The following is a 23,468-nucleotide window of genomic DNA, read 5'->3' as shown; positions in this document are numbered from 1 at the left end:
ATAAGGAGAATTCTATCATGAATAGAGAAGAAGTAACATTGTTAGGTTTTGAAATCGTTGCCTATGCAGGTGATGCTCGTTCAAAATTATTGGAAGCTTTGAAGGCTGCTGAAACTGGTGATTTTGCGAAAGCGGATAGCTTAGTTGAGGAAGCTGGTAGCTGTATTGCTGAAGCCCACCACGCGCAAACTAGTCTTTTAACCAAGGAAGCTGCTGGTGATGATTTGGCTTATAGCGTGACCATGATGCATGGCCAAGATCACTTGATGACAACTATTTTGCTAAAAGATTTGATGCACCATTTAATCGAACTTTATAAAAGAGGAGCTAAATAATGAATAAATTAATTGCCTATATCGAGAAAGGGAAGCCTTTCTTTGAAAAACTATCTCGAAATATCTATCTTCGTGCTATTCGTGATGGATTTATCGCTGGAATGCCAGTCATTCTCTTCTCAAGTATTTTTATCTTGATTGCTTTTGTTCCAAACTCTTGGGGCTTTAAATGGTCTGATGAAGTAGTAGCACTTTTGATGAAACCTTACAGCTACTCTATGGGGATTCTAGCAGTCTTGGTAGCTGGTACCACTGCTAAATCTTTAACAGACTCCGTCAATCGTAGTATGGAGAAAACCAACCAGATCAACTATATGTCAACGCTCCTAGCAGCTATTGTTGGTTTGCTGATGTTGGCAGCTGACCCAATCGAGGGTGGCTTTGCAACTGGTTTCCTTGGAACAAAAGGGTTGCTTTCAGCCTTCCTGGCAGCTTTTGTAACTGTAGCTATCTATAAGGTTTGTGTGAAGAACAACGTTACTATTCGCATGCCTGACGAAGTTCCACCGAATATCTCACAAGTCTTTAAAGACGTTATTCCGTTTACGCTTTCAGTTGTTTCTCTTTATGCTCTTGACTTGCTCGCTCGTCAATTTGTTGGTGCAAGCGTTGCAGAATCAATCGGTAAGTTCTTTGCACCTCTTTTCTCAGCAGCAGACGGTTATCTTGGTATTACTATTATCTTTGGTGCTTTTGCCTTCTTCTGGTTTGTCGGTATTCATGGCCCATCTATCGTTGAACCTGCCATTGCAGCGATTACTTATGCAAATGCCGAAGTCAACTTGAACCTTCTTCAACAAGGTATGCACGCTGATAAGATCCTTACATCTGGTACACAAATGTTTATCGTCACTATGGGTGGTACAGGAGCAACTCTTGTAGTTCCATTCATGTTTATGTGGTTGTGTAAGTCTAAGCGTAACCGTGCCATCGGACGTGCTTCAGTAGTTCCAACCTTCTTCGGTGTAAACGAACCAATCTTGTTTGGTGCACCACTTGTTTTGAACCCAATCTTCTTTATCCCATTCATCTTTGCACCAATTGCAAACGTATGGATCTTTAAGTTCTTTATCGAAACTCTCGGCATGAACTCATTTACTGCCAACCTTCCATGGACTACACCAGGGCCTCTAGGTATTGTTCTTGGTACAAACTTCCAGTTCTTGTCATTTGCTCTTGCAGCATTGTTAATCGTAGTGGATATTGCAATCTACTATCCATTCCTTAAAGTTTATGACGAACAAATTCTTGAAGAAGAACGTTCTGGTAAAGCCAACGATGAATTAAAAGAAAAAGTAGCCGCAAACTTCAATACAGCTAAAGCTGATGCTATCCTTGAAAAAGCTGGAGTAGAATCAGCACAAAATACAATTACAGAAGAAACCAACGTACTCGTTCTTTGTGCGGGTGGAGGAACAAGTGGTCTTCTTGCCAACGCCTTGAACAAAGCAGCAGTAGAATACAATGTTCCTGTTAAGGCAGCCGCTGGTGGCTATGGAGCCCACCGTGAAATGTTGCCAGAATTTGACCTTGTTATCCTTGCTCCTCAAGTAGCTTCAAACTATGAGGACATGAAGGCTGAAACAGATAAACTTGGAATCAAATTGGCTAAGACTGAAGGAGCTCAATACATCAAGTTGACACGCGATGGACAAGGTGCTCTAGCCTTTGTTCAAGCTCAATTCGATTGATGATAGGGACTGTAAAACAGTCTCCTGATTATATATTTGTTTTCCCCCTTTATGTCACTATTTGGTGACTTGCTACAAGAAGTGAGATGGAGATGGATAGCTCACTAGCTCCTCTCCGCTCACTTTTCATTTTATCCAATCAAGAAATAGGTGAAAAAATGACAAAAACACTTCCTAAAGATTTTATTTTCGGTGGCGCAACAGCGGCTTATCAGGCAGAAGGTGCTACACATACGGATGGTAAAGGACCAGTCGCATGGGATAAATATTTAGCAGACAACTATTGGTATACTGCTGAACCAGCGAGTGATTTTTACCATAAATATCCAGTAGATTTGCAGTTGGCTGAGGAATATGGGGTAAACGGTATTCGTATTTCAATTGCTTGGTCACGTATTTTTCCAACAGGTTATGGTGAAGTAAATCCAAAAGGGGTAGAATTCTATCATAAGTTATTTGCAGAATGTCATAAACGTCATGTAGAACCGTTCGTAACTCTTCACCATTTTGATACACCTGAAGCTCTTCACTCAAACGGAGACTTCTTGAATCGTGAAAATATCGAACACTTTGTAGATTATGCTGCCTTCTGTTTTGAAGAATTCCCAGAAGTAAACTACTGGACAACCTTTAATGAAATTGGTCCAATCGGTGACGGTCAATACTTGGTCGGTAAATTCCCACCAGGTATTCAATATGACCTTGCGAAAGTCTTCCAATCCCACCACAATATGATGGTTTCTCATGCTCGTGCTGTGAAATTGTACAAAGACAAAGGCTATAAAGGTGAAATCGGGGTTGTTCACGCCCTTCCAACTAAGTATCCATTGGATCCTAAAAACCCTGCAGACGTTCGTGCAGCTGAGTTAGAAGATATCATTCACAATAAATTTATCTTGGATGCAACTTATCTTGGTCATTATTCTGAAAAAACCATGGAAGGGGTCAACCACATTTTATCAATAAATGGTGGTAGCTTGGATCTTCGTGACGAAGACTTTGCAGCGCTTGAAGCAGCTAAAGATTTGAACGACTTCCTTGGAATTAACTATTACATGAGTGACTGGATGGAAGCCTTTGATGGTGAAACTGAGATCATTCATAACGGTAAAGGTGAAAAAGGAAGCTCTAAGTACCAAATTAAAGGTGTTGGTCGTCGTGTGGCTCCGGACTATGTACCTCGTACTGACTGGGACTGGATCATCTACCCTCAAGGTTTGTATGATCAAATCATGCGTGTTAAGAAAGATTATCCAAACTACAAGAAGATCTACATTACTGAAAACGGACTGGGATACAAAGATGAATTTGTGGACAACACTGTTTACGATGATGGCCGTATTGATTATGTGAAACAACACTTGGAAGTATTGTCTGATGCGATTGCAGATGGTGCAAACGTCAAAGGCTACTTCATCTGGTCACTCATGGACGTCTTCTCTTGGTCAAATGGTTATGAAAAACGCTATGGCCTCTTTTATGTAGATTTCGAAACACAAGAACGCTATCCGAAGAAATCAGCTCACTGGTATAAAAAACTAGCTGAAACCCAAGTGATTGAATAGTACAACTAGTTATTAGGTATAGAATTTAAGCGAGGAAAGTTTATGCTGAAAGATTTTATCAAATCAATCTATGAAAAAGTTTATATTATTAACTTTGAACATTGCTCTCATGTACCATCCTTGACCAAGGAGCAACTTGCAAGTCTTGGAAAATGGTATGTCTCGACGGGTAAGGAGTGGATTTGTCATTCAGACTATGAATTTGAAGAATTTCAAAAGCTATTTTTAAATTTTGTCAATGCAGAAGATAAGGATAACATTTCCTTTGTTTCGGATTTTATGCCATTTCAACACTAAAATATTATAAAGAGGAATCTATCTCATACTAGAGGATATTCCTCTTTTTTATTTAGATTTTACCTGAAAGACAAAAAAATTCTTGACAGATTTATGTTATAGGAGTAAACTATTAACTAGTTAAATAACTGGTTAAGTACATAAAGAGGTAACTCACTCGCTCAAATCTTGTTTGATAAATAGAAAATAGAAGGAGGAGTTTTAAAAGTGAGTTATTTTTCTAAACAGATATTTAACCGGTTAAGGAAGTCCTTTAGGAAAAAGTGTAGTTCTTCTTTAACGAATAAATGAAATAGAAAGTGTATTAAGATGAAAATCAATAAAAAATATGTTCTTGGTTCCGTAGCTCTTTTAGCCTTAAGCCTTTCAAGTTATGAATTGGGGCGTTATCAAGCAGTACAGACTAGCAAAGAGTCTAATCGTGTGTCTTATATAGAGGGAAATCAGGCTAGTGCTAAGACTGAAAATCTGACGCCTGATGAGGTTAGTCAGCGAGAGGGGATCAATGCTGAGCAAATCGTCGTTAAGATTACCGATCAAGGCTACGTAACTTCACATGGAGACCATTATCATTACTTTAATGGCAAGGTTCCTTATGATGCTATTATCAGCGAAGAACTTTTGATGAAGGATTCGAATTATCAACTTCGAAATGAGGATATTGTCAACGAAGTCAAGGGTGGCTATGTCATTAAGGTTGATGGTCGTTATTATGTATACCTCAAAGATGCATCCCATGCAGAAAATATTCGTAGTAAGGATGAGATCAATCGTCAGAAGCAAGAACACAGTAGTAATCACGGAGGTGGTTCTAATGATAATGCGGTAGTTGTTGCAAGAGCTCAAGGTCGTTATACAACAGATGATGGTTATATCTTTAATGCATCTGACATCATAGAAGATACAGGTGATGCCTATATCGTTCCACATGGCAATCACTTTCATTATATTCCTAAGAGTGACTTGTCTGCCAGTGAATTAGCTGCAGCTCGAGCCTTCCTATCTGGAAAAGGTAATCAACCAAGCTCAGTTGGGTATCGTCCGTCAACAAATTCTTCTAGCAGCTCATCAGAGGCATCGAATAGTAGTTCATATGGACAAACAAATCATAGTAATGTTGAGACAAATATTAGAAGATGGGCTCCAACTGTTAGCCCACAAGTGGATAATAGTTATCAAGCAAGTCCAAGTGAAGACGTATCTAGTCTTTTGAAACAACTTTATGCCTTGCCACTCAGCCAACGACATGTGGAATCAGATGGGCTTGTCTTTGATCCAGCGCAAATTACAAAAAAAACTGCAAATGGTGTTGCAGTGCCACACGGAGATCATTACCACTTTATCCCTTATTCTCAAATGTCTGATTTAGAGCAGAAGATTGCGAGAATGATTTCTGAAAATTATCAAGGAAATCATACTACTGCAGGTGGTAAAGAATTAAAACCAATTCCGACTCCAGAGCTTACCCCAATACCAAGTCCACAACCTGTACCAAATCCTCAACTAGCTCCAAGCAATCCAATTGATGGAAAATTGGTAAAACAGGCGATTCGAAAGGTGGTTGATGGTTATGTCTTCGAAGAGAATGGAATTTCGCGTTATATTTCTGCCAAGGAACTTTCAGCAGAAACTGTTGCAGCCATTGATAATAAACTTACCAAACAAGAAAGTTTGTCTCATGAGTTAGGAGCTAAGAAAACCAATCTTGCATCTGGTGATCAAAAATTTTACAACAAAGTTTATGATTTACTAGCAACAGTTCATCAAGATTTGATTTCCAATAAAGGGCGCCAAGCTGATTTTGACGCTTTGGATAGACTATTGGAACGTCTCAACGATGAGTCAAGTGATAAAGTCAAGTTAGTTGATGATATCCTTGCTTTTCTAGCGCCTATTCGTCATCCAGAACGTTTAGGAAAACCAAATGCACAAATAACTTACACAGATAATGAGATTCAAGTAGCCAAGTTGGCAGGCAAGTATACAACAGAAGATGGCTATATCTTTGATCCCCGTGATATCACCAGTGATGAGGGAGATGCCTATGTAACTCCGCATATGAGCCACAGTCATTGGATTAAGAAAGATAGTTTGTCTGAAGCTGAAAGAGCAGCAGGTCAAGCTTATGCTAAAGAGAAAGGTTTGACACCTCCTTCAACAAATCATCAAAGTTCAGGAAATACTGAAGCTAAGGGAGCAGAAGCGATTTACAATCGAGTAAAAGCAGCTAAGAAGGTTCCACTTGATCATATTCCTTACAATCTACAACATACTGTTGAAGTTAAAAATGGTAGCTTAATTATACCTCATTACGACCATTACCATAACATCAAATTTGAGTGGTTTGACGAAGGACTTTATGAGGCACCTAAGGGGTATACTTTAGAAGAGCTATTTGAAACTGTGAAGTATTATGTCGAACATCCAAACGAACGTCCGCATTCAGATAGTGGTTGGGGCAATGCGAGCGACCATGTTCACAGAAACCAGAATAGTCAAACTGCTAACAATCAAACAGAGAAACCAACAGAGGAGAAACCTCAGACAGAAAAAATTGAGGAGGAAAAACCTCGCGAAGAAAAACCGAAAAATGAGAAAGCAGAATCTCCAAAACCAAAAGAACCAGAGGAATCAGAAGAAGAATCACCATCGGAACCAGAGGAACCTCAGGTTGAGACTGAAAAGGTAGAAGAAAAACTGAGAGAGGCGGAAGAGTTACTTAAAAAGATTCAGGATCCAATTCTCAAGTCCAATGCCAACGAAACTCTCATAGGATTAAAAAATAACCTGTCATTTGGTTCTCAGGACAACAATACTATTATGGCAGAATCTGAAAAGCTATTAGTTTTGCTAAAGGAGAGTAAGTAATTATACAACTATTATAGAAGATAAAAAGGGAGCAGAATATGGATTCTGTTCTCTTTTTCATGAAATTGTGAAAAAATTCTTGACATATTTTCTAAATAAAGTTAAACTATTTACTAGTTAATTAAATGGTTAAATACTAGTTAAGGAGTTGTTATGAAAAAAAGAAGTATCCTATGGCTTATGCTTGCCTTCGTTGTTCTTGTCTTAGGAGCTTGTGGACAAAAGACAGGTCAAGACAAGAGTGCTGAAACTAAGGGAATGAAGATTGTGACCAGTTTTTATCCTGTCTATTCCATGGTCAAAGAAATTTCTGGTGATTTGAATGACGTTCGGATGATTCAGTCTAGTTCTGGTATCCATTCCTTTGAACCTTCTGCAAATGATATTGCGGCCATCTATGATGCCGATGTTTTTGTTTATCATTCTCACACATTAGAGTCATGGGCGGGAAGTTTGGATCCAAGCCTACAAAAGTCCAAGGTAAAGGTGTTGGAAGCATCTGAAGGTATGACCTTGGAGCGCGTGCCTGGGTTAGAAGATATGCAGGCTGGAGATGGGATTGATGAGAAGACCTTGTACGATCCTCACACATGGTTAGATCCTGAAAAGGTTGCAGAAGAAGCACAGATAATTGCTGATAAGTTATCCGAACTAGACAGTGCTAACAAGGATACCTATCAGAAAAACGCACAAAGTTTTAGTGCTAAAGCTCATGATTTGACAAAGAAATACCAACCTATCTTTGAAAAAGCTAATCAAAAGACTTTTGTAACCCAACACACAGCCTTTTCATATTTAGCAAAACGATTTGGACTTAATCAACTTGGTATTGCAGGTATCTCTCCTGAACAAGAACCAAGTCCAAGACAATTGACTGAAATCCAGGAATTTGTAAAGACTTATAAGGTCAAAACCATCTTTACAGAGAGTAACGCTTCATCAAAGGTAGCTGATACACTTGTCAAATCAACAGGTGTGAGTCTGAAAACTCTCAATCCTTTAGAGGCAGACCCACAAAATGACAAGTCCTACTTAGAAAACCTAGAAGAAAATATGGCTATCTTAGCTGAAGAATTGAAATGAGGAGATTATGAAGATTAATAAAAAATATCTAGCAGGATCTGCAGTGGTCCTTGCTTTAAGTATCTGCGTTTATGCTTTGAATCAACATCAAGCACCTGAGAAAAAAGATGATAATCGTGTATCCTATGTTGACGGTAAAGGATCTGAAGCTAAGAAGAATGAATCTCTGACACCAGATCAAGTTAGCAAGAAGGAAGGAATAGAAGCTGAACAGATTGTTACCAAGATCACTGATCAAGGTTATGTGACGTCCCACGGCGACCATTTCCATTACTATAATGGTAAGGTGCCTTATGATGCTATCTTTAGCGAAGAACTGGTCATGAAAGATCCGAACTATCAGTTGCGTGATCAAGATATTGTCAATGAGATTAAAGGTGGCTATATCATCAAAGTGGACGGTAAATACTATGTCTATCTAAAAGATGTGAGTCACGCTGATAATATTCGCACCAAAGAACAAATCGAGCAGCAAAAACAAGAACACACATCAGATAGTGGTAGTGCAAGTGAGGAAGTTCTTGCTGCACGAGCTCAAGGCCGATATACAACGGATGATGGTTATGTCTTTAATGCTGCAGATATCATTGAAGATACAGGTGATGCCTATATCGTTCCTCACGGTGGACATTATCACTACGTTCCAAAGAGTGCACTTTCCTCAAGCGAGTTGGCTGCTGCACAAGCCTATCTGGCTGGCAGGAGAAGTCAACCGAGTGTGACGGACTATAAACCGAATCCAAGTGTTGAACCAAGTCCTCAAGCAGATAACTCAGCTACAAACAAACCAGTAGCTCAAGCGGACGACCTTCAAAGTCTTCTTGCTCAGTTATATGCTTTACCAGTTAGTCAACGCTATCGAGAATCTGATGGTTTGGTATTTGACCCAGCTAAAATTACCAGTCGTACACCATCAGGGGTGGCCATTCCACACGGTAATCACTACCATTTCATTCCCTATAGTAGTATGTCTGCTTTGGAACAAAAGATTGCTCGTTTGATGCCACTTTCAGGTCTTGTAACACCATCAAATCCTGTAGAAACTCCAAGTAAACCTAGTGAAGATCATGAGCACAACCATGACCATGAAGATGCTAATCATGACCATCATAATGATGGTGAAGACCACGATCACGGATTCGATGCTGACCGAGTGATAAGTGAAGATGAGGAAGGTTTTGTCGTTTCTCATGGAGATCACAATCACTATTTCTTTAAAAAGGATTTATCAACAGAGCAGATTAAGGCTGCTCAGGAGCACTTGACGGAACATCATCAGGTAGAACCTGTTAAACCACTTGCAAAAGATGTAGAGGCTTTCTCTCGAGATGCCAGCGATGAAGAAAAGATAGCTTATATCTCTAAAACCTATGGTGTTCCGCTTGAAGCAATCCGAATTTCAAATGGATTCTTTGTATTTGGTAATCCAGACCAAGCTTATGATCCAACTCACATTCACCCTTACGCCGTTCGTAAGGAACACGTTCGTATTCCGCTTCAAACAGGTGATGCAGAGCTTGATTTCCTAAACGAACTCTATACAACTGCTCTACGTGATGGTGTTTCTCCTTATAGCTTGCAGGTTGAAAATGGCAGCTTTGTTATCCCTCATGGTGACCATAACCACTACATCAAGGTTCAAACTAAAGGTTATGAAGTCGCTTTGAAAAACAAAATTCCTGCATTACAGTCAACTTACCAACCTGGTGCTTTTGATGAAAAAGCAGTCCAGTATAAGATTGATCAACTCTTGGCAGAGAGTCGTGAAGTCTATAAAGATAAACCAATTTTACAAAGACAAATTGAGCTTGCCTTGGGACAATTCTCTGAAAATATGAAGAAGCTCTCAACCAACTCAACAGCTGGTTATCTGGCTGCTTTAGATCTCTTTGACAAGCAGTATATCCACGTTGACTCTAGTGTAAAACCAACAGAAATCAGTCCTTTAGACAAGAAATATCAAGCTTTAGTAGATAAGATTAATACCTTGGATACGGATGCTTATGGACTTCCTAAAAAGGATCTCTTGGCTCAACTCCAAGAAAATAAATTGGCTCAAGATGAGGCTGGTTTAGATGCAGTTGAAGCTAAACTACAAGCTCTGCAAGATTTTAATGATCGAACTGGTGTTACGACAGTCGAATACATTAAGTATTTCTATCAACATCTGTCAGATGGTCGTTTAAATGACACTCTTAGAAATAAAGTTGCTAACTTAACTTGGACTCTTTATCAGTCACAATCTTTCCTTAAGGCAACTGACTTGAACAAACTCTTCCCTGAAATCTATCAAACAAAATTAGAGGTAGAAGAAGCAGTGAAGAATGAATCAGTTGCTCATAAACCTTCTGAAACGATCCTAGACACTGAAAAAGTTGATGGTCATAGTGCTAAAACTGCAGTTTATGAGTTCTTGAAAGGTTTGTTTGATGATATAAAACCTGAGGAACAAAGTAACCATGTCTTAAAAGGTCAGGTGGCAGGACTTTTAACAAAAGCTGAAGAATTAGTAGCTCAAGTCAAAGAAGAAGGTGTTAAAGCTTCACTTGTTGACGAAGTGAAGAATCTGAAAGCTGCCTTTGACAAAGAGGATGCTGACCTAGATGAATTGAACATGCAAGTCCAAGATCTTCTGAAACGTATTTCACTAACCATTCAGAATGAACGTGAGAATGTCAAACAAGACCCAGAGGTTTTAGTTCTCTACCAAAAACTTTATAATGGTGTTATTGCCCTTCATACTTATTTAGAAATGAATAATGGTTCTGATGCTGACTTTGAAAAAGTGGACGCTTTATTTGATAAGCTTAGTGCAGCAAGCAAAGACAAGCAAGCTCTTTTAGCTCTTGCTCAAGAAATCGTTTTGTTAAACCAAGAATTTCAATCCAAAGTCAAGCCAGCTGAAGCTAGCACAGAAACAGCCAATACAGAAACAAACGATAAACAAGCTGAGTCAACCTTAACTCCTGCAACTACATCTCCAGAAACTAGAGAAAAAGTAGCAGAATAATAAAAAACTTAGACAGCTACCGTGTCAAAAGTAGGCTGCTGATAAAAAAGAGGTCGGGAATTTTTTCCCGATCTCTTTAGTCTTTATAAGCTACAATCCCAATAATGGTGTCAACTGCACGTTCCATTGTTTGTAGACTAACGTATTCAAAACGACCGTGCATATTTTCGCCACCAGCAAAGATATTTGGCGTAGGAATTCCCATAAAGGAAATTTTAGAACCGTCTGTTCCTCCACGGATAGGCTCGATAATTGGTGTGATACCAAGGTCTTCCATAACTGCTTTGGCAATGGTTACTGGTGTCATATCCTTTTCAATGACTTCCTTCATGTTGTAATACTGATCTGTCAAAGTTAAAGTAACACGATCACTACCAAGTTCTTGGTTCATCTTATCAGCAATAGCTTGCATAGCAGCTTTACGCGCTTCAAAGGTTTCTTTTTCGAAGTCACGAATGATGTAGCTAGCACGCGCTTCCTCAACAGTTCCTGTTACATCCATGAGATGGTAGAAACCTTGGTACCCCTCAGTCAACTCAGGTCGGTCACCTGCTGGGAGTTGGTTGTGGAAGTCAATGGCTAATTGGAGAGCATTAACCATTTGCCCTTTGGCTGTTCCTGGGTGAACATTACGACCTTGGAAATGAAGTTCAGCACCTGCAGCAGAGAAGGTTTCATACTGAAGTTCACCAAGAGGTCCACCGTCAACTGTATAGGCAAAGTCGACATCGAAGTCTTCTGCATCAAACTTATTGGCACCAACACCGATTTCTTCATCAGGTCCAAAGCCAACACGGATTTCACAGTGTTTAATCTCAGGATGAGCAGTCAAGTATTCGATAGATGTCATGATTTCAGCGATACCAGATTTATCATCAGCCCCGAGAAGAGTAGTTCCATCAGTTGTAATCAAGGTTTGCCCTAGATATTTCTCTAAGCTCTTGAAATCCGCTGGATTTAGTTTGAAACCAGAGTTCCCAAGCTCGATAAGGCCACCGTCGTATTTTTCAACTACTTGTGGGTTAACACCTTCAGCATTAAAATCTGCTGTATCCATGTGGGAGATAAAGCCAATCTTACGAGTCAAACTAGGATCGTTAGCTGGAAGAGTACCGATAGCAAAACCGTTTGGCAAATAATAGACATTTTGCAAACCGACACGTTTCATCTCTGGGATGAGGACATTGGTTGCGAAGTCTACTTGACTTTGGGTACTTGGTGTAGTGGTTGAATGTTCGTCAGAACGTGTATTGACTTTGACATAAGTCAAAAAACGCTCCAACAAAGTTGGGTATTTCATAAAAACTCCTTTTTTACTTCTTTTAAAACCATTGTATCATAGAAGGAAGAGAAAAACAAAAGTCAGAAAGGAGATAAAATTCTTATGTTAGCGTTTACTTATGGCTTCTTTAGTGATACAATAAAAAAGATAAAAATATCACAAGGATGCAAATATGAAAAAAGCGATTTTAATGATGACATTTGGTTCACCAGAAGAGATTACCTTTGAAGGGGTAGCCGATTTTTTTACCAACATTCGTCGAGGAGTTCGACCTCAAGACCACGAGATTCAAACCCTTTATGATAATTATGTTCGAATTGGAGGAACTCCACTTCAAAGAATTACCCGTGAAGAAGTTGCCTTGGTAGAAGCTAGGTTAGGAAATGAATATAGTGTCTATTTTGCCAATAAATTTTCAACCCCTTTTATTCCAGATGTAATTCGGCAAATGGAAGCAGATGGAATTGAAAAGTGTATTTGCTTGATTTTGGAGCCACACTATTCCTTTTACTCTGTCATGGGGTACGAAAAGTTTCTGGAAAGCAAACAAATTCAGTTTTTAGTTATTAAGGACTGGTATCAAGAAGAAGCACTATTAAATTATTGGACAGCTGAAATTGATAAGATTTTAAAAGAAAAGGTGAAACAGGATAGCTTTAAAGTCATCTTTTCTGCCCACAGTGTGCCCATTTTTGCCTTGGATTTTGGTGATCCCTATATCGACCAGATTTTCGAGAATAGCAAGTTAATTGCTGAGAAATTAGGCTTGAAACCAGAGCAATATACCAACACTTGGCAGAGCGAAAGTGATATTGGTATTCCTTGGATTAAACCAGATGTATTGGAGTATCTTAGAGAACAGGAAGAGCATCCAGAACATTATATTTTTGTGCCTATTAGTTTTATCAGTGAGCATATTGAAGTCTTGTTTGACAACGATGTGGAATGTCAAGACTTGTGTCAGGAATTGGAGGTGAACTACCATCGTCCACCAATGCCAAATACAGATTCTCGTTTGATTGATGCCTTGGTCAATATTGTCCGAGCTAACGAATATAAAGAATTTAGAGAATTCCTCCCAGAAGAAGAAACCTTTGATGAATTAGTCCCTTCGGATGAAACTAAGAATATTTTAGATGAATCACAAGACTTACAAATGCCAGAATTTGTTAAAAAATTGATTGAGAAAAAAGGTCGTGAAAATGTCAAGATGCCTTATTTAATCAAAAAAATGCTTGAAAAAGCTGGCAAATTACCTAAAGACTAAGTGAAAATAGAAAAGAACTGGTAAGTTTTGTTTCAAATATTTGCTAAGGCAGGATATTGCTTAGAAGGTGAAAGAAAAGGCGGTGGGACAGAAATCGATAGACAAAGTCTTGATTTCGTAGTTCCAGCCCCGCGAGGATGATTAGGAGCTTTTTGGAGTCTAAAAGACGAACAAAAAGTTCAATCAGCTACCGCGTCAAATTATGATTGATAATAAAAAGTGAGGTCGGGATCTTTTTGTCCCAACCTCTTTTTAGGTGACTAGCATTTTTTTGACCTAGTTTTTTCTTATTTACCCAGACAAAATTGGCTGAACAACTGTGTAATGAGTTCATCTGGAGCAGCATCACCAGTGATTTCTCCGAGGATTTCCCAAGTACGTGTCAAATCAACTTGAAGCAAATCAACTGGCATTCCTAGTTCGAGGCCTTCGTTTACAGCTTGTAAGCTTTCGACTGCCTTTTCAATTAATGAAATATGACGGGCATTGGACAAGTAAGTAGCATCTTGTTCGACTAAGCCAGCATTTTCAAAGAAGAGGTTGTTAATCCGTTCTTCAATCTTATCAATGTTTTGATTTTTGAGGACCGAAATACGGATGACATCTTCAGGAAGTTCGGTAGTTTCAATAGCCTCAGGTAGGTCAGTTTTGTTAAGTAGGATGATACGGTTGGTATCTTGGCTGATTTCAAGAAGTTGTCGGTCTTGGGCAGTTAGAGGTTCGCTGGCGTTTAAGACGAGTAAAACCAAATCAGCTTCCTTGAGAGCTTTTTTGGAGCGCTCGACACCGATTTGTTCGACGATGTCATCTGTTTCACGGATACCCGCAGTATCAATCAACTTAAGTGGTACACCATTGATGTTGACGTATTCTTCGATGACGTCTCGAGTAGTACCAGCAATGTCAGTTACGATGGCCTTATCTTCACGCAATAGGTTGTTGAGGAGGCTGGATTTCCCAACGTTGGGACGACCAATGATAGCCGTTGAAATCCCTTCACGGAGAATCTTCCCACGACGTGCCGTTTTTAAGAGATTGGTTAAGAGTTGTTCAAACTCCATAGTTTTTTCGCGGACAACGGCAGTAGTGGCTTCTTCCACATCGTCGTATTCAGGATAGTCGATATTAACCTCAACTTGAGCCAAGGTATTGAGAATCTCTTGGCGAGTATTATTAATCAAGTCAGATAGAGAACCGTCTAGTTGCTTGACTGCAATATTCATGGCCTTGTCTGTCTTGGCACGTATAATATCCATCACAGCTTCAGCCTGAGTCAAGTCCACTCGACCGTTGAGGAAGGCACGCTTGGTAAATTCTCCAGGTTCTGCCATGCGTGCCCCTTCACGGATAGCCAATTGCAGGATTTCATTGGTTACGGCGATTCCACCGTGGGTGTTAATCTCGATAATGTCTTCACGAGTGAATGTTTTTGGAGATTTCATAGCCCCAACCATAACCTCGTCCATGACCTTACCAGTTTGAGGATCAACAATGTGGCCGTAGTTAAGAGTGTGGCTAGCAACCTTGCTCAAGTCCTTGCCTTTAAAGATTTTCTGCGCAATGGCAAAACTATCCGTTCCGCTTAGGCGGACTATCCCAATAGCCCCTTCACCAAGCGGTGTCGAGATGGCTGTAATGGTATCAAATTCCCGTGTAATCATTTCAATTCCTTATAGTTTATTTGTTTGTATAGACTAATATCTCTTCAAATTGTAACAAAATATAGTGTTTTATTCAACGAATGGCACTTATAAAGAAAAGCCTAAGCAGATTGCTTAAGCTTTACTTAGTGCGCATTTCGCCTTGTGGGAAATAGGTTCCTTCAGGCATATCGTTGATAATGACATGAACAGCAGATTGAGGTGCACCAGTGTTGCGAACAACAGCTTCCGTAACTTCCTTGGCTAGGGCTTTCTTTTGCTCTAACGTGCGTCCTTCAAATAAATCGATGCGTACAAATGGCATAATTGCGTCCTCCACTAGTTATTTGATTTCTTCTATTTTACCACAATTTGCCGTTTAAAGCTTTGAGAAAATATGGTATACTAGAATGTAGCAAAAATTTAGAAATGGACGTGAAATAGAAGCATGGCACAGTTGTATTATCGTTATGGGACCATGAACTCAGGAAAAACGATTGAGATTCTCAAAGTAGCCTATAACTATGAGGAGCAAGGAAAGGGAGTTGTGATTATGACTTCGGCTCTGGATACGCGTGACGGTGTTGGCTATGTTTCAAGTCGAATTGGGATGAAAAGGCCAGCAGTTGCTATTGAGGAAACAACGGATATCTTTGGATTTATCCGAGATTTACCTGAAATGCCTTACTGTGTACTTGTCGATGAGGCCCAGTTTTTGAAACGTCATCATGTTTACGACCTAGCGCGTGTTGTCGATGAGTTAGACATACCCGTTATGGCATTTGGTTTGAAAAATGACTTTCGTAATGAATTGTTCGAAGGTTCAAAATATCTTCTGCTCTTAGCAGATAAGATTGACGAAATCAAGACCATTTGCCAGTATTGCAAGAAAAAAGCGACCATGGTCTTGCGCACGCAGGACGGATTGCCAGTCTATGATGGTGAGCAGATCCAGATAGGTGGCAATGAAACCTATATCTCGGTTTGCCGTAAACATTATTTTGCACCACTGATAACATCTAAAAAGGAACAAGACTATGGCAATTGAACTAAGAGATGTTACCATGGAAAATTATTTTGATGTTCTGAATTTGGATGTCAAGGAATATCAAAAACAATTCATTGCAACCAACGCAATTAGTTTAGCTGAAGCATATGTCTACACAAAAAATGGAGATTTTGTAGCTCCATTGGCAGTTTACGATAATGATGCAATCATAGGTTTTGTGATGTTAGCATATGATAAAAAAATCGGAATTAGTAATGGAAATTATTTACTTTTTCGTTTCATGATTGATAAGCATTTTCAAGATCAAGGATATTTTAAACCAATTATGGATAAGGTGCTAGACTATGTTCGGACAGTGCCAGCAGGTTTAGCCAATAAACTTTGGTTGTCTTATGAACCAGAAAATGAACATGCAAGATCTTGTTACCTCAGTTATGGATTTAAAGAAACTGGGGAAATATTTGAGAACGAAGTAGTAGCCATATACGATTTAACAATTGAGAAATAAGGAGAAAAAATGAACATCTATGATCAACTACAAGCTGTAGAAGACCGTTATGAAGAGTTGGGAGAATTGCTGAGCGACCCTGATGTGGTCTCTGATACCAAGCGTTTCATGGAGCTTTCAAAAGAGGAAGCTTCTACTCGCGATACTGTAACTGCCTACCGCGAATACAAACAAGTCCTTCAAAATATCATTGATGCCGAAGAGATGATTAAAGAATCAGGTGGAGATGCGGACTTGGAAGAAATGGCCAAGCAAGAACTCAAAGATGCCAAGGCTGAAAAAGAAGAATACGAAGAAAAACTAAAAATCTTGCTTCTTCCTAAAGATCCAAACGATGATAAGAACATCATCCTTGAAATCCGTGGAGCTGCTGGTGGAGATGAGGCAGCCCTCTTTGCTGGTGACCTTCTAACAATGTACCAAAAGTATGCTGAAGCCCAAGGTTGGCGCTTTGAAGTCATGGAAGCCTCTATGAACGGTGTTGGTGGTTTCAAAGAAGTGGTTGCCATGGTTTCAGGTCAGTCAGTTTACTCTAAGCTTAAGTATGAGTCTGGTGCCCATCGTGTTCAACGTGTCCCTGTGACAGAAAGCCAAGGTCGTGTTCATACCTCGACAGCGACAGTTCTAGTCATGCCTGAAGTGGAGGAAGTAGAGTACGATATTGATCCGAAAGACCTACGTGTCGATATCTACCATGCATCAGGTGCTGGTGGACAGAACGTCAATAAGGTTGCGACTGCCGTTCGTATCGTTCACTTGCCAACCAATATCAAGGTTGAAATGCAGGAAGAACGTACCCAGCAGAAAAACCGTGAGAAGGCTATGAAGATTATTCGTGCGCGTGTTGCTGACCACTTTGCACAGATTGCCCAAGACGAGCAGGACGCTGAGCGTAAGTCAACAATCGGAACTGGTGACCGTTCAGAACGTATTCGTACCTATAACTTCCCACAAAACCGTGTCACTGACCACCGTATTGGCTTGACTCTTCAAAAACTAGATACTATTTTGTCTGGTAAACTAGATGAAGTTGTGGACGCCTTGGTTCTTTACGACCAAACTCAAAAATTGGAAGAATTAAACAAATAATGAAATTAGCTCAAATTTTTAAGGATTTTGAGGAAAAGTTGATAGCACAGGGAGAGGAAGCAGAAAGCCTCTCCTTTGTCTATCGTAGCCTGAAAAATCTATCTTTTACAGACTTCGTCTTTGCTCTTCAGCAAGAAATTTCAGAGGAAGAAAGACGATTTGTAGAGGATATTTACACGAAACTGGTAGCTCATATACCCGCCCAGTATATTATTGGTCATGCTGAATTCTTTGAGATGCAGTTAAAAGTAGATGAGCGGGTCTTGATTCCTCGACCAGAGACAGAAGAGTTGGTGGAACTCATTTTGGCTGAGAATCCAAAGGAAAACCTCAAAGTTCTGGATATCGGAACAGGGAGTGGTGCTATTGCTCTTGCCTTAGCTAAAAATAGACCTGATTGGACAATCACAGCTGCCGATATTTCTCAAGATGCTTTGGATCTGGCGATGGAAAACGCTAATAAACAAGGTCTAACATTATCCTTTATTAAATCTGACTGTTTTTCCGAAATTTCTTCAAAATATGATATAATTGTATCCAATCCACCTTACATATCTCGAGTAGATGAGGCAGAAGTAGGTTTGAATGTTCTCCATTCAGAGCCACATTTAGCCCTCTTTGCAGATGAGGATGGTCTAGCGATCTATCGCAGAATTGCGGAAGAATCAAAGGACTTCCTAAATGATGGTGGTAAGATTTATCTTGAAATTGGCTACAAACAAGGACAAAGTGTACCTGCTCTCTTTAAGGAAAATTTTCCCGAGAAGCGAGTTCGAACTCTGAAAGACCAATTTGGCCAAGATAGGATGGTTGTCATTGATGATGGAGAAAATTAAGCACGAGCTTGAAAATGGTGGAGCTGTTGTTTTGCCAACGGAAACAGTTTATGGACTTTTTGCAAAAGCATTGGATAAAAAGGCAGTTGACCATGTTTATCAGCTTAAACGTCGCCCAAGAGACAAGGCACTTAATCTCAATGTCGCAAGTTTAGACGATATCTTGAACTTTTCTAAGAATCAGCCACCTTATCTCAATAAACTGGTTGAAAGTTTTTTGCCAGGCCCTTTGACCATTATCTTAGAAGCTAATGACAAGGTTCCTTACTGGGTCAATTCAGATTTGCCGACTGTTGGATTTCGCATGCCGAGTCATCCAGTAACTCTGGAGTTGATTCGTGAATTTGGCCCCTTAATCGGACCTTCTGCCAATATCTCAGGTCAATCAAGTGGAGTTACTTTTCGAAAGATCCTTCATGATTTTGACCAAGAGGTCTTGGGACTTGAAGACGATGCATTTTTAACAGGTCAGGATTCGACTATTTTAGACTTATCTGGCGACAAGGTAAAGATTCTACGCCAAGGAGCGATTACTCGAGAAGATATCCTTGCCAAGATACCAGCCATTCTTTTTGAGGAGGTATGATATGCTACGTGATTTGAAAACAAGAGATGTTGCAGCTATTTGTGAGATTAACAAAGAAACTTTAGGCTATTCGTTTAGTTTAGAGGAAACGGCTAGTCAACTAGCTAAGTTATCTCAAGACTCACATCATTACCTACTGGGTTTCGAGGATTCGACCAGCCATGACTTAGTTGGTTATGTTCATGCCGAGGTTTATGAATCACTTTATTCTAAAGCAGGATTTAATATTTTAGCCTTAGCAGTTTCACCTCAAGCGCAAGGTCAAGGTATTGGTAAAAGCTTATTACAAGGGTTGGAAGAAGAAGCAAAAAGACGTGATTATGGGTTTATCCGCTTAAATTCTGCAGACCATCGTTTAGGTGCGCATGCTTTCTATGAAAAAGTTGGTTATACCTGTGATAAGACGCAGAAACGGTTTATTCGCATTTTTTAGTTTGGATTTTATATTCTTGTTGTAAAAACAAACTAAAGACCTGTCACACTATAAAGGAGAAGACCTATGATTTTTGACAAAGATGATTTTAAAGCTTATGATGCAGATCTTTGGAATGCTATTGCTAAGGAAGAAGAACGTCAACAAAACAACATCGAGTTGATTGCTTCTGAAAACGTCGTTTCTAAGGCTGTAATGGCAGCTCAAGGGTCTATCTTGACCAATAAATATGCCGAAGGTTACCCAGGACGCCGTTATTACGGTGGTACTGATGTAGTAGATATCGTTGAAAGTCTAGCTATTGAACGTGCAAAAGAAATCTTCGGTGCCAAGTTTGCCAATGTCCAACCCCACTCAGGAAGTCAAGCCAACTGTGCAGCTTACATGGCCTTGATTGAGCCTGGCGATACGGTTATGGGAATGGATTTGGCAGCAGGTGGGCACTTGACTCACGGAGCTCCTGTCAGCTTCTCTGGTCAAACCTACAACTTTGTTTCTTATAGCGTAGATCCAGAAACAGAGCTCTTGGACTTTGATGCTATCTTAAAACAAGCACAAGAAGTAAAACCAAAATTAATTGTAGCAGGAGCTTCAGCCTACTCTCAAATTATTGATTTTTCAAAATTCCGTGAAATTGCAGATGCTGTTGGTGCTAAACTCATGGTAGATATGGCTCATATTGCTGGCTTGGTTGCTGCTGGTCTTCATCCAAGTCCAGTGCCTTATGCACATATTACAACAACAACGACCCACAAAACCCTTCGTGGTCCACGTGGTGGTTTGATTTTGACCAACGACGAAGATCTTGCTAAGAAAATTAACTCAGCTATCTTCCCAGGTATCCAAGGTGGACCATTAGAGCACGTTGTTGCTGCTAAGGCTGTTGCCTTTAAAGAGGTATTGGACCCAGCCTTCAAGGAATATGCAGCAAATGTTATTAAGAACAGCAAGGCTATGGCAGAAGTCTTCTTGCAAGACCCTGATTTCCGAATTATCTCTGGTGGTACTGAAAATCACCTCTTCCTAGTAGATGTAACTAATGTTGTAGAAAACGGAAAAGTTGCTCAAAACTTGCTAGATGTGGTCAATATTACCCTAAATAAAAACTCAATTCCATACGAAACTTTGTCACCATTTAAGACAAGTGGTATTCGTATCGGTGCAGCAGCAACAACTGCACGTGGTTTTGGTGAAGAAGAAAGTCGTAAAGTGGCTGAGCTTATCATTAAAGCCCTTAAAAATGCAGAAAATGAAGCTATTTTAGATGAAGTAAGAAGCGAAGTCAAAGTCTTGACAGATGCCTTCCCATTATATGAGGACTAAAATTTTTATGGACATTTATATTAAGAAAGCCATTATCCATCAGTTCAGCCCTGATGACACAGAGTTGTTTCTAGCGGATAAATTTCTCAATATCACTCCAAAAATCGAAGAATACTTACGCAAGAAAATCGAACGTGTGTATTCAGATGAAGCCAAGACTGGGATTTTCGAAGAAGAAAATCCCTTCTTCAATCACATTACAGACGATTTGTTGGAGACATCGGTGACGCTGGCTAACCTCTGGAAAGAAGAATTCAGCATTTCTGAAAATCTTAAGACCAATGACTTGATTTTTGTTCAGTTTTCTAAAGAAGGAGTGGAGCATTTTGCCTTCCTACGAATTGCTCTGCGAGAAACCTTGACCCATCTAGGCGGAGAAGTTGACAATCCAATCAAGCTAACACAAAACAATCTACCAGGATTTGGTACAGGGGCTGACGAGGCCTTGGTGGTCAATCTTCAAAGCCGAAAATATCACCTGATTGAGAAACGAATCAAGTATAACGGGACTTTTTTGAACTATTTTTCTGAGAATCTGATACAGACTCAGCCCCAAATTTCACCTAAGAAGTCAATCAAGGAACTGGAAAAAACAGCTCAGAGAATTGCTGAAACATTTAATACAGATAATTTTCAATTTCAATCCAAGGTTAAGTCTGCTATTTTTAACAATCTTGAAGAAAGCAATGAATTGTCTCCAGAAAAATTGGCAAATGACCTTTTTGACAACAATCTCACTGCACGTCTTAGCTTTATTGACCAAGTCAAGGAAGCAGTGCCAGAGCCAGTTCAATTTGATGAAATCGATGCTAGTCGTCAATTAAAGAAATTTGAAAACCAAAAGCTTTCTCTGTCAAATGGGATTGAGTTAATCGTACCCAATAATATTTACCAAGATGCTGAGTCGGTCGAATTTATCCAAAATGACAATGGCACCTACTCTATCTTAATCAAAAACATCGAGGATATACAAAGCAAATAATGTTTAAATTTATAAGAAGGGTCTTGGTGCTTGTTCTTATCTTATTTACTGGTTATAAACTTTTTCTTATGTATCGGGATGTGAAGCAGGTCATGACTTATCAATCCTTGGTACGAGAGGTTTTAAGTGAGCAAGATACGCCAGCAAATGAAGAACTAGTCCTGGCCATGATTTATACCGAAACCAAAGGTAAAGAAAGTGACGTGATGCAGTCAAGTGAGTCTGCCAGCGGAACTACAAATACGATTTCTGACAATAGGAGTAGTATTCGTCAGGGAATTCAAACCTTGACAGAGAATCTTTATTTAGCACAAGAAAAGGGTGTAGATGTTTGGACTGCCGTACAGGCCTATAACTTTGGGCCTGCTTATATTGATTTTATCGCTCAAAATGGGAAAGAAAATACCCTTGCACTAGCCAAGAAATACTCAAGAGATACCGTTGCGCCGACATTAGGAAATACAACTGGAAGAACCTATCGCTATGTCAATCCAATTTCCATCTTTCAAGGTGGAGAACTCTATGTGGATGGTGGAAACTATTATTACTCTAGACAGGTTCAACTAAATCTCTACATTCTTAAATTTTTTAATCTATTTTAAGCACTTAGAAAATTCTAGGTGCTTTTATAAGCTTTCTTTAAGGCTAATCGACTATCCTAGATAGGAAAAGGAGGAGAGTCCAATGAGAAAGAAATTCTTTCTGATTAGTGCTGCAGTTCTTTTAGCAGTTGCAACTTTGCAAAGCGCTCAAGCAGCCACTGATGTTCAAAAAGTAATTGATGAAACTTATGTTCAACCTGAGTATGTCTTGGGTTCTTCGTTAACAGAAGATCAAAAAAATCAAACATTAAAAAAACTCGGCTATAACGCCTCTACAGATACCAAAGAACTGAAGACTATGACGCCAGATGTCTACTCAAAGATTATGAACGTCGCCAATGACTCTAGTCTCCAGCTCTATTCGTCTGCAAAAATTCAAAAATTAGGTGAAAAATCTCCACTTGAAGTGAAGATTGAAACCCCTGAAAATATCACTAAAGTGACCCAAGACATGTATCGTAATGCGGCCGTTACCTTGGGTGTGGAGCATGCTCGTATAACCGTAGCTGCACCAATCCCTGTAACAGGTGAAAGTGCTCTAGCAGGTATTTACTATTCACTAGAAGCTAATGGTGTTCAACTTCCTCAAGAAAATAAAGACCTAGCTCAGGAAGAACTAAAAGCCTTGTCAGACATCAACGATGAAAATAAGGACAAATCAGGCTATGATGCCAATAAACTCAATGTAGCCCTTGCCGATATCAAATCTGCTATCGCTAAAGCCAAAGAGTCTAAGGGCGAGCTTACTGAAGATGATGTTCGTAAGATTGTTGAAGATACGTTGAAAAATTATAAGCTGGATCAGGTTATAACAGGGAACCAAGTCAATATCATCATCAACTTTGCCTTCAATCTTTCCAAGAGCGATATTCTCAATAACGAAGATTTCACAAAGACTTTAAAGGATTTGAAACAAAGTATCGTTGCGCAAGCAGGAGATAGTTTTAGCAATATTGACCTTAACTTTGATGCTAATAAAGCTATTCAAGACGGTGGCAATATCCTCAGTGCTATTTGGCAAGCAATTGTAAACTTTTTCAAGAGTTTTGGTGCTTAGGCTAA

Annotated in this window: 21 protein-coding genes; 18 read left to right on the top strand and 3 right to left on the bottom strand. The window is 39.5% G+C overall.

The window, feature by feature from the left end:
- Positions 1-17: 17 nt before the first annotated feature.
- From RQ973_RS03235 to RQ973_RS03205, 7 genes are all read left to right on the top strand, one after another.
- Positions 18-335 carry a PTS lactose/cellobiose transporter subunit IIA gene (locus RQ973_RS03235; protein ID WP_049496380.1) on the top strand — a complete coding sequence of 106 codons (318 nt, stop codon included), beginning with the start codon at positions 18-20 and terminating at the stop codon, positions 333-335.
- The gene (locus RQ973_RS03230; protein ID WP_311522726.1) at positions 335-2,026 is read left to right on the top strand and encodes a lactose-specific PTS transporter subunit EIIC; all 1,692 of its coding nucleotides are present in this window, start codon (positions 335-337) and stop codon (positions 2,024-2,026) included. The genes RQ973_RS03235 and RQ973_RS03230 overlap by 1 nt, the downstream gene beginning before the upstream one ends.
- 158 nt (positions 2,027-2,184) lie before the next feature.
- Positions 2,185-3,591, top strand: a complete 1,407-nt coding sequence (lacG, locus tag RQ973_RS03225; protein WP_311522725.1) for a 6-phospho-beta-galactosidase — start codon at positions 2,185-2,187, stop codon at positions 3,589-3,591.
- A 42-nt stretch (positions 3,592-3,633) separates the two neighbouring features.
- Entirely contained in the window at positions 3,634-3,888 is a 255-nt protein-coding gene (locus RQ973_RS03220; protein WP_075231579.1) for a DUF3884 family protein, read from the top strand.
- Positions 3,889-4,197: 309 nt separating this feature from the next.
- On the top strand, positions 4,198-6,756 hold the full coding sequence (locus RQ973_RS03215; protein ID WP_311522724.1) for a pneumococcal-type histidine triad protein: 2,559 nt from the start codon (positions 4,198-4,200) through the stop codon (positions 6,754-6,756).
- A 153-nt stretch (positions 6,757-6,909) separates the two neighbouring features.
- Positions 6,910-7,839 carry a metal ABC transporter solute-binding protein, Zn/Mn family gene (locus RQ973_RS03210; RefSeq protein WP_311522723.1) on the top strand — a complete coding sequence of 310 codons (930 nt, stop codon included), beginning with the start codon at positions 6,910-6,912 and terminating at the stop codon, positions 7,837-7,839.
- 7 nt (positions 7,840-7,846) lie between these two features.
- Complete coding sequence (locus RQ973_RS03205; protein WP_311522722.1) at positions 7,847-10,849, top strand: pneumococcal-type histidine triad protein; 3,003 nt, start codon at positions 7,847-7,849, stop codon at positions 10,847-10,849.
- 76 nt (positions 10,850-10,925) lie between these two features.
- On the opposite strand, the gene pepT is transcribed toward RQ973_RS03205, so the two are convergent.
- Positions 10,926-12,149: a peptidase T gene (pepT, locus tag RQ973_RS03200; RefSeq protein WP_311522721.1), complete on the bottom strand. Its 1,224-nt coding sequence runs from the start codon at positions 12,147-12,149 to the stop codon at positions 10,926-10,928.
- Between the two features lie 154 nt (positions 12,150-12,303).
- On the opposite strand from pepT, the gene hemH reads away from it, so the two are divergent.
- Positions 12,304-13,398 carry a ferrochelatase gene (gene hemH / locus RQ973_RS03195; RefSeq protein ID WP_311522720.1) on the top strand — a complete coding sequence of 365 codons (1,095 nt, stop codon included), beginning with the start codon at positions 12,304-12,306 and terminating at the stop codon, positions 13,396-13,398.
- A 287-nt stretch (positions 13,399-13,685) separates the two neighbouring features.
- Here the strand turns inward: hemH and mnmE are convergent, their stop codons facing one another.
- Together mnmE and RQ973_RS03185 are read right to left on the bottom strand one after the other, a co-directional pair.
- The gene (gene mnmE, locus RQ973_RS03190) at positions 13,686-15,059 is read right to left on the bottom strand and encodes a tRNA uridine-5-carboxymethylaminomethyl(34) synthesis GTPase MnmE (protein ID WP_311522719.1); all 1,374 of its coding nucleotides are present in this window, start codon (positions 15,057-15,059) and stop codon (positions 13,686-13,688) included.
- A 121-nt stretch (positions 15,060-15,180) separates the two neighbouring features.
- Positions 15,181-15,363, bottom strand: coding sequence for a 4-oxalocrotonate tautomerase (locus tag RQ973_RS03185; RefSeq protein WP_001117401.1), 183 nt, complete (start codon positions 15,361-15,363; stop codon positions 15,181-15,183).
- Between the two features lie 123 nt (positions 15,364-15,486).
- Here RQ973_RS03185 and RQ973_RS03180 point away from each other — a divergent pair, with 123 nt between their 5' ends.
- The 10 genes from RQ973_RS03180 (at position 15,487) to RQ973_RS03135 (ending at position 23,463) form a co-directional block, all read left to right on the top strand.
- Positions 15,487-16,086, top strand: coding sequence for a thymidine kinase (locus RQ973_RS03180; RefSeq protein WP_311522718.1), 600 nt, complete (start codon positions 15,487-15,489; stop codon positions 16,084-16,086).
- Positions 16,076-16,555 carry a GNAT family N-acetyltransferase gene (locus RQ973_RS03175; RefSeq protein WP_311522717.1) on the top strand — a complete coding sequence of 160 codons (480 nt, stop codon included), beginning with the start codon at positions 16,076-16,078 and terminating at the stop codon, positions 16,553-16,555. The genes RQ973_RS03180 and RQ973_RS03175 overlap by 11 nt, the downstream gene beginning before the upstream one ends.
- A 9-nt stretch (positions 16,556-16,564) precedes the next feature.
- On the top strand, positions 16,565-17,644 hold the full coding sequence (gene prfA / locus RQ973_RS03170; RefSeq protein WP_001028810.1) for a peptide chain release factor 1: 1,080 nt from the start codon (positions 16,565-16,567) through the stop codon (positions 17,642-17,644).
- Positions 17,644-18,480: a peptide chain release factor N(5)-glutamine methyltransferase gene (prmC, locus tag RQ973_RS03165; protein ID WP_311522716.1), complete on the top strand. Its 837-nt coding sequence runs from the start codon at positions 17,644-17,646 to the stop codon at positions 18,478-18,480. The genes prfA and prmC overlap by 1 nt, the downstream gene beginning before the upstream one ends.
- Entirely contained in the window at positions 18,464-19,066 is a 603-nt protein-coding gene (locus RQ973_RS03160) for an L-threonylcarbamoyladenylate synthase (RefSeq protein ID WP_311522715.1), read from the top strand. Before prmC ends, RQ973_RS03160 begins: the two co-directional genes overlap by 17 nt.
- Before the next feature lies 1 nt (position 19,067).
- Positions 19,068-19,499: a GNAT family N-acetyltransferase gene (locus RQ973_RS03155; protein WP_311522714.1), complete on the top strand. Its 432-nt coding sequence runs from the start codon at positions 19,068-19,070 to the stop codon at positions 19,497-19,499.
- A 66-nt stretch (positions 19,500-19,565) separates the two neighbouring features.
- Positions 19,566-20,822, top strand: a complete 1,257-nt coding sequence (glyA, locus tag RQ973_RS03150; protein ID WP_311520141.1) for a serine hydroxymethyltransferase — start codon at positions 19,566-19,568, stop codon at positions 20,820-20,822.
- Positions 20,823-20,829: 7 nt separating this feature from the next.
- Positions 20,830-21,804, top strand: a complete 975-nt coding sequence (locus RQ973_RS03145) for a nucleoid-associated protein (RefSeq protein ID WP_311522713.1) — start codon at positions 20,830-20,832, stop codon at positions 21,802-21,804.
- Positions 21,804-22,406, top strand: coding sequence for a lysozyme family protein (locus tag RQ973_RS03140; protein ID WP_311522712.1), 603 nt, complete (start codon positions 21,804-21,806; stop codon positions 22,404-22,406). Before RQ973_RS03145 ends, RQ973_RS03140 begins: the two co-directional genes overlap by 1 nt.
- Before the next feature lie 82 nt (positions 22,407-22,488).
- Positions 22,489-23,463, top strand: a complete 975-nt coding sequence (locus RQ973_RS03135; RefSeq protein ID WP_311522711.1) for a DUF1002 domain-containing protein — start codon at positions 22,489-22,491, stop codon at positions 23,461-23,463.
- The last annotated feature ends 5 nt before the right edge of the window (positions 23,464-23,468 follow it).

Origin of the sequence: uncultured Streptococcus sp., assembly GCF_963511325.1 — a bacterium.
Classification (GTDB): Bacteria; Bacillota; Bacilli; order Lactobacillales; family Streptococcaceae; genus Streptococcus.
The sequence above is the reverse complement of the archived record's forward strand: the minus strand, read 5'-3'. Positions and strand labels throughout refer to the sequence as shown.